We start from the raw sequence: 7691 nt of genomic DNA, 5'->3' as shown, positions 1-7691 counted from the left end.
CGGTGGTCATGCTTGCGTCCGCAAGAAAAGTTGCGGACGCAATAGTCTCAACTGCGGGGTCAGGCACCCAGGACGCCGATTTTCACGCGCTTACGGTGAATTGAGCGTGCGTCTTAGTGGCGCCCTGGATAACCACGACGAAGGCGCCTTGGTCAGTCAGGGCAAGCAAACGGTCAGTGCCGCAAACCTGAATAACCGTGGCGGCATCGTCTCCGGCCAGCAGGCCATTGAGCTGACCATTGCCCAGCAACTGGATAACAGCGAAGCCGGTCTGATCAGTGCCGAAGGACAACTGACCTTAGCCGGTGAGCAGGCCGAACTGCTCAACCGAGGCGGTCAGATCAGTGCCAAGCGCGTTGCTTTGAAAGGGCGCAGCCTGGACAACAGTGGCGGTCTGCTGGTCAGTGAAGGCGTGCTCACCGGCACCCTGACCGGTGCCCTGATTAACGCCAATCGCGGACGCTTAGCCAGTGGCGCGGAGTTGCTGCTCAGCGCAGGCAGCCTGGACAACCGCGGCGGCCAACTTGCCAGCCAGAGTCGCCTGCAGATCACCACCGGGCAACTGAACAACAGCGCAGGTGGCACCCTGGCCAGTCAGGACGAACTGGCCCTTCTACTCGCGGACGGCGACCTGGACAACAGTACTGACGGCCTGCTGCACAGTGCCGCCAGCAACCTTTTGGTCCAGGCAAAAAACCTTAATAACCAAGGCGGCAAACTCAACGGCCAAGGCGACGTCAGCCTGCAACTCAGTGGCGCGCTAGACAACAGCCAGCAGGGCCGAATCGAGAGCAGTGCCGGTCAATTGCTGCTGACCTCCAGCAGCCTCGATAACAGTGCTGGAGGTATCCTCAGCTCTGCCAGCGGCCTGCTGCAGCTGCTTACCGGCCACTTCAACAACAACGCAGGTATCACCCAGGCCAGCCGCCTCGTCATCGACGCACAAAACGGCATCGACAACCGCAGCGGCCATCTCTCCGCCGTTCAGGGCGACAACCGCATTACCACCACTGTTCTGGATAACCAGGGCGGTGGGCTGTATGCCGGCAACCTGCTGCATCTCTCGGCCAACGAGTTGCTCAACCAGAGCGGAAAAGTCGGGGCCGGTACCATTGACTTCAGTCTGGCCGGCGCGCTGAACAACAGCAGCGGCTTGATCGAAAGCACCAGCAACCTGAGCATCGCGGCTGCCACCATCGACAACCAGAGCGGCCGCTTGCGTGCGCTGGGGCAGAGCGGCATCACCAGCCTCAGCAGCGGCTGGCTGGACAACCGGGATGGCCGTCTAGAAACCGCCAACACCGACCTCAACCTGAACCTGGTTGGTATCGACAACGCGGGCGGTACCTTCCTGCACGTGGGTACCGGCCAATTCGGCATCAGCGCCGGACAAATTCTCCAGGCCGGCGGCAGCTTTGTTACCACAGGACGCCTGGACATCACTGCCGATGCCTGGAGCAACAGCAGTGTGTTGCAAGCTGGCTGGCTCAACCTCAATGTCGGTAACTTCACCCAAACTGCCAGCGGCCAACTGCTGGCCAGCCAAGCCCTTACCGGACGCGGCGGCAACTGGAACAACGACGGGCTGATCGCCAGCGATGGCAGCCTGGATATCCAGTTGACGGGCACCTACAACGGCAATGGCCGGGTCACTAGCCTAGGGGATCTGACGCTCTCGGCGAACCAACTCGATCTGACCCAGAACGCCAGTGTGGCCGGTGGACAGACCGTCACGCTTGGCGCATCGATCCTGCGCAACCACGGCCGTATCACCAGTGCCGGCAGCCTCATCGCCCGCGCCGGACAACTCGACAACTTCGGCACCTTGGGTAGCGCCGAAACAGTGCGCGTCGAAGCAACGAACCTGCTCAACGAAAACGGGTTGATCTTCAGCGGCGGCAACCTACTGCTGCGTACCCAGAACTTCACCAACCGCTACGCCGATGTGTACAGCCTGGGTGACCTGGACCTTGCTGCGGACGATGGCGGTACCTGGGCTAATACCCTGCACAACCTCTCCGCCACGCTGGAAAGCGTGGGCGATATGCGCCTGCGCGTGCGGACGCTGGAAAACCGCATGGAGTCGTACAGCGTTGCAGCGGGGGACCTGATTTCCGCCAGCATCGGGGTGCGTTGCTACGAGTGCAACGAACCACCTGCCATAGGGGAAGGGCGCGTCCCGGCCAGCCATCTGGTCTGGATGCTGAACTACAGCACATCGCTGGAAGAAAGCTCGGCTCCCGGCAGCATCGTGGCGGGACGTGACCTCGATATTCAGGGCGACAGCCTGCTCAACAAGGCATCGACCATCTCGGCTGGCAACAACATTGCCATGGCCCTGAACACCTTTACCAACCAGGGCATTGCTCTGGGTGACTATTCGCTGCTGCGCTCGTTCGAGGTTCCCTACCGTGGTTCGGAAGGCGTGTCTTTCTGGGAGCAGGTCATGGCGTACAACGCCGCCAATGACCCTGAGTACCAGCATGGCACGAACATGTCCGATGGCTCGTGGCGTCCTGTCATCCGCTTTTGGAATGCCGATTGGGATGAGTCGCTGGAAGACGTGATGATTCGTGAAGGGGGGCGCGAAGCGGATCGCTTTGCGCAGTTCGGTTCGATCCGTTATGGCTTCTTCGGCGCCTCGCCGTTTGATGATTTCGCTCGCCCCAACTATCAACCCGGCGGCCTGGTCGAAGCGCCGGACCTGCTCAAGAATGCGACGGCTTTCGATGAGATTGCCTTCTACGGTGGAGATTCGTCGTTCATCAGCGCGGTGGTGCAAGCGGGCGGCAACGTCATCATCAATGCCGCCAAGGACCTGAGCAACAGCGTTATCCGCGAGGGTGTCGAGCAGGCAGGCAGCAACTCTCGGGTGGACGAGACGGGGGTGAGCGGCAATGCGCCGACCGTAGTCACCCTCAATCCGCAACTGCCGCCGGAGCAAGCACAACAGCAGGTCAACCCGATCACGCTGCCGGGCTTCAGCTTGCCCACTGGCAGCAATGGTCTGTTCCGCTTGAGTGGACAGGATGCCACGCAGGGCAGTACCCAGACGGTGGGTAGCGGTGGCAGCTTCAGCTTCGCCGGTCAGACGATTGGTCTGGGTGAGCGTGAGCATGCTCTGAACGGCAGTGCCGCTCAGGTCGGTAACGTTCTGGTGGGCAATGGATCGTCCGCGTCGGGCAGCACCGCAACAGCCTCGCTCAATGTCGCTCAAGTTCAGGGGGTGCCCAGTACCGCACGCCCCGACAACAGCCACAAATACCTGATTGAGACCAATCCAGACCTAACCAGCCTTAAGAGTTTCCTGAGCTCCGACTACCTGCTGGGGCTGTTGGGCTACGACCCGGACCATGCGCAAATGCGCCTGGGCGATGGGCTGTATGAGCAACGCTTGATTCAGCAAGCGATTGTGGCCCGTACTGGGCAGCGCTACATCGCCGGCATCAACAACGACGAAGCGCTGTTCAAGTACCTGATGGACAACGCCATCCCCTACAAGGACCGCCTCAATCTGCAGGTGGGCGTGGGACTGACCGCTGAGCAAGTCGCTGCCCTGACGCACGACATCGTCTGGCTGGAAGAAGCCATCGTCAACGGCGAGAAGGTTCTGGTGCCGGTTCTGTACATGGCTCAGGCCACTGGCCGCCTGGGTCCGAATGGCGCGTTGATCATGGGCAATGACGTGTCCTTGATCAGCGGGGGCAATCTGTCCAACCAAGGGACACTGCGTGCCAGCGGAGATCTGGCGGCCAGCGCGGTCAACATCACCAACAGCGGCCTAGTGGAGGCAAATCGTCTCGACCTTATTGCCATCGACAGCATCAAGAACACCCAGGGCGGCATCCTCAGCGGCCGAGATGTCAGCCTCGCGGCACTCACCGGCGACGTCATCAACGAGCGCAGTGTGACAGTGCACGAAGGCAACCTGGGCAACCGCACCTGGACCCAGAGCTACACCGACAGCGCGGCGCGCATTGAAGCCAGCAACTCGATCAGCATCAACGCCGGTCGGGATGTCAGCAATATCGGTGGCGCCATACAGGCAGGCGGCAGCACCGTCATCAGTGCGGGACGTGACGTCAATCTGGTGTCGGCGCAAACGCTCGATGAGCGGACCAATGGGCGCCACTCCTTCAACCAGAACATCAGCCAGCTCGGTGGTGAGGTTACTGCCGGGCGTGACCTGGCGGTGAGCGCAGGACGGGACATCACCCTGGTGGCAACCGATGCCAGTGCTGGGCGCGACGTGTCGTTGAGCGCCGACCGCAACGTGACCATTGCCTCGGGTGCTGATGAGCAGCACAGCTACTTCGAAAGTAAAAAGGTCACCAAGCAGGAAGACCACGTACAGCAGCAATCGTCGTCGGTGACGGCTGGCGGTGACGTCACGATTCAGGCTGGCGAAAACATCACGCTGGTCTCCAGCAAGATCGGTGCGGGGGATGAGGCCTACCTAGTTGCGGGGGATCGTATTGACGTCCTGGCGGCCAACGACAGCGACTACTCGCTGTACGACAAAGAAGACAAGGGACGCTGGGGAAGCAAGCAGACTCGCCACGACGAAGTTACCGATGTGAAGGCGGTGAGTAGCGAAATTTCTGCGGGTGGTGATATCACCCTGCTTAGTGGCGGCGATCAGAAATACCAGGCCGCTATGCTCGACAGCGGCAAGGATGTTGCGATTCTAAGTGGTGGAAGCGTGACCTTTGAGGCTGCCAAGGACCTGCATCACGAGGCGCACAGCAAAGAGGACAGCGACCTGACTTGGACCAGCTCCAAAGGTGAAGGCCGGACCGACGAGACACTGCGACAGACACAGATCATCGCTCAGGGCAGTATCGCGATTAAGGCCGTCGATGGGCTGACGATCGACTACAAGCACATCAACAAACAGTCCGTCAGCCAAGCTATCGACGCGATGGTGCAGGCAGATCCCTCCCTTGCCTGGATCAAGGAGGCTGAGGCACGGGGTGATGTGGACTGGCGTGCCGTTAAGGAAATTCACGACTCCTACAGCTACAGCAACTCCGGCTTAGGGGCCGGCGCTCAGTTGGCAATTGCTATTGTAATGGCGGCAGTGGTTGGGCCGGCGGCTATGGGAGCGCTGACTACTGCTGGGGCCAGTACAGCGGTCGCCGCAGGTGGAGCCGCTGTCGCCGTGGGCGCATCGACCAACGCCACCGTCAGTTTCGTCAACAACAAGGGCAACCTGGGTGACGTACTCAAGGACACGACCTCCGGCGACGCACTCAAGGGTTACGCCATTTCTGGCATCACTGCCGGTCTGACTCAGGGGGCGTTCAGTGACTGGACAGGCACCACAACTGATCTGAACGGCAAAATAGTCTTCAGCGATCCCAGCGTCACACTTGGGTCGTTCCAGGGGCTCAGTCAATTTGCAGCCAAGCAGGCGCTGCAGAACGGCACGGCTGCAGCCCTGGGCAAGATTCTTGGCCAGGATGGCAGTTTGGGCGACGCCCTCAAGGCCACGCTGTACAGCACCTTGGCTGCTGCCAGCTTCAATGCGGTTGGCGATTACACCAAAGGTGTTTACGACGAAGGCAGCATCCAGAAGATCCTGATCCACGCCATGGTTGGCGGTCTGTTGGCCGAAGCCAGCGGTGGTGACTTCCGAACAGGTGCGCTTGCAGGTGGTGCCAACGAGGCGCTGGTTGACCAGCTCAACACTTGGGTGGGCGGCAATGAAGACCTGCTGACCATGACATCGCAGTTGGTGGGCGTTCTGGCAGCAGCGACTCAGAAAGATGCCGATATTGACGACCTAGCCACTGGCAAGTGGGTGGCGGAGAACGCCACACAGTACAACTACAAGCTTCATGAAGAAAAAGCCAAGTCAGCTGTAGAAGCGGCGAAGAATCGTTGCCAATACGACGCTGGGTGCCCGGACGGCGCTAGCAACATTGATCAAGTCAAAGTAATGGATGCTTTGCGAGCGATCGCGTCGAAAGATATACAAGCAGTTAGCTCTATTGACCAGGATGTACTTGATTTTGCTTACTACACACTGCGCCGCGACCCAGATGTGCGTTTCGAAATACTCATCCCGGACACGCCATTTGAGAAAACATTAGATTGGGCAAAGCTGGGAATAGATATCTTTTCCCCTACGCCAACGGGGAAAGTTGGCGGCTCAGCAAAGGCTGTGGAGAAAGTCTCTGCTGAGGTTCTGGCTGAACTGGGCAAGAAATACGGGGATGACTTATCGCAGCAGATCGTAAAAGGCTCGATCGGTTTTACGGAAGACGCCGCGAAATCTGCGCTATCTAATTTGGGGCGGGTTGATCATTCAGCTAGACATTTAATTGACGCGGGCATCATTACCGCCAATTCTGGATCTAAGGCAGCCAGAGAGGCCTTCCAAAATATTGGTCAAGTGATATTGACAAGCCCCAGCAAAACTTTTGATCATGTGATGACCCAAGGTGGGCAGGCCGTCAAAGGTTTCTATGGGAAGATTGATGGAAACGACGTGGTGATTTTTGTTGCCAAAGAGGCGCGTGGAAAAATATCTGCCGGAGATATAGTTACAGCTATTAAACCCTCTCCTCAGCAAATGAAGAATTTTGGCCTATGAAAACAATAGAGTCTCTCGGAATATACTGGTCGGAAATTGATCCAGGCTCTCAGGAAATGTATCAAGATGAGGTGGTCGGCCTGATCTTTTATGGGTATTGGAGCGGCAGGCAGGATTTTGAATTTTTAGAGAGAATATCCACTTTCAGTAGTATTTGGGGGGGGGCGGCAGAGCTAAATGCTCGAGAGTGGGACGGGGAATGGATGTGCAATTTTTCCATCGAGGCAAAAATATTGACTTGGCCGGATGGTGAAGAGTGGAAGTCTGTTCTGGAAGATTCTTTAAAATGGTTTGTAGAGAATGGCGCCGCTATTTCCTGGTGTGGTTCAGAGTCGTGCAGCCCTTCACTGGAGGTACTTGATCCTGAGAGTGGTGCAGGAAGCGTATATGCAATTTACAGCAAAGATCTGGGGTTCTCTTGTGGGTCTGAGTTAATGGAGGAATATAAGGATGTTGATGATGCTAAGCTGTTAGCATACGGGCGAAATATATTAGCGCGAGAAGGTTAGGCTGTTTTATGGCGTGTAACCCTTAGTTCTCGGTATGAAATTTAGAGTGAGCGCTCAAAAAAATAACCCCCTGACGTCAGCTCCATATCGGAGCTGGCAGCAGGAGGTCGTACGGGATGGTCTTACTGTTCGGTCACGCAAGCTTTAGCGGCAGCCATCATGCTCTTGAGAAAGGCCTCGGGTGGCGCCGTGTAGGGCTTGTTGAAAGCTTTGAGCTGTGCAGGACTGTAACTAGCCTCCAGCTTCTCAAACGTACAGGCGCAGATGGCTTTGGGTGCTCCGCCCTGAATGCATCCGGCGATGAATTGACCTCGCACTTTCGAGTTCTCATCGGAGCATCCGGATACCAAGACGGTCATCAGGACTACGGCAAGGATCGCTCGCATTCCCATGTCCTCAGCGCAACACAATGGCGCAGCCGATGGCGATTCCGCCGATCAGACCGATCACTTGCGGGCCAATCATCCAGAACACCTTTATCCAGATCAGGGTAAGCGCGTGAAAATCGGCGTCCTGGGTGCCTGACCCCGCAGTTGAGACTATTGCGTCCGCAACTTTTCTTGCGGACGCAAGCATGACCACCG

Annotated in this window: 3 protein-coding genes and 1 pseudogene; 2 read left to right on the top strand and 2 right to left on the bottom strand. The window is 57.9% G+C overall.

What is annotated here, in order from left to right:
• Positions 1-100 precede the first annotated feature (100 nt).
• Positions 101-6598, top strand: a pseudogene (locus HNP46_RS35375) (DUF637 domain-containing protein); the annotation flags it as partial.
• Positions 6595-7107, top strand: a complete 513-nt coding sequence (locus HNP46_RS35370; RefSeq protein ID WP_184598913.1) for a hypothetical protein — start codon at positions 6595-6597, stop codon at positions 7105-7107. The pseudogene HNP46_RS35375 and the gene HNP46_RS35370, both read left to right, overlap by 4 nt.
• A 122-nt stretch (positions 7108-7229) precedes the next feature.
• On the opposite strand, the gene HNP46_RS35365 is transcribed toward HNP46_RS35370, so the two are convergent.
• Entirely contained in the window at positions 7230-7493 is a 264-nt protein-coding gene (locus HNP46_RS35365; protein ID WP_184598910.1) for a hypothetical protein, read from the bottom strand.
• 10 nt (positions 7494-7503) lie between these two features.
• On the bottom strand, positions 7504-7691 hold a 188-nt coding region (locus HNP46_RS35360; RefSeq protein WP_221455238.1), incomplete at its 5' end, for a hypothetical protein.

Source organism: Pseudomonas nitroreducens (assembly GCF_014204515.1).
Lineage (GTDB): Bacteria > Pseudomonadota > Gammaproteobacteria > Pseudomonadales > Pseudomonadaceae > Pseudomonas > Pseudomonas nitritireducens_A.
Note: the sequence above shows the minus strand (reverse complement) of the source record. Positions and strands in the feature narration are given on the sequence as shown.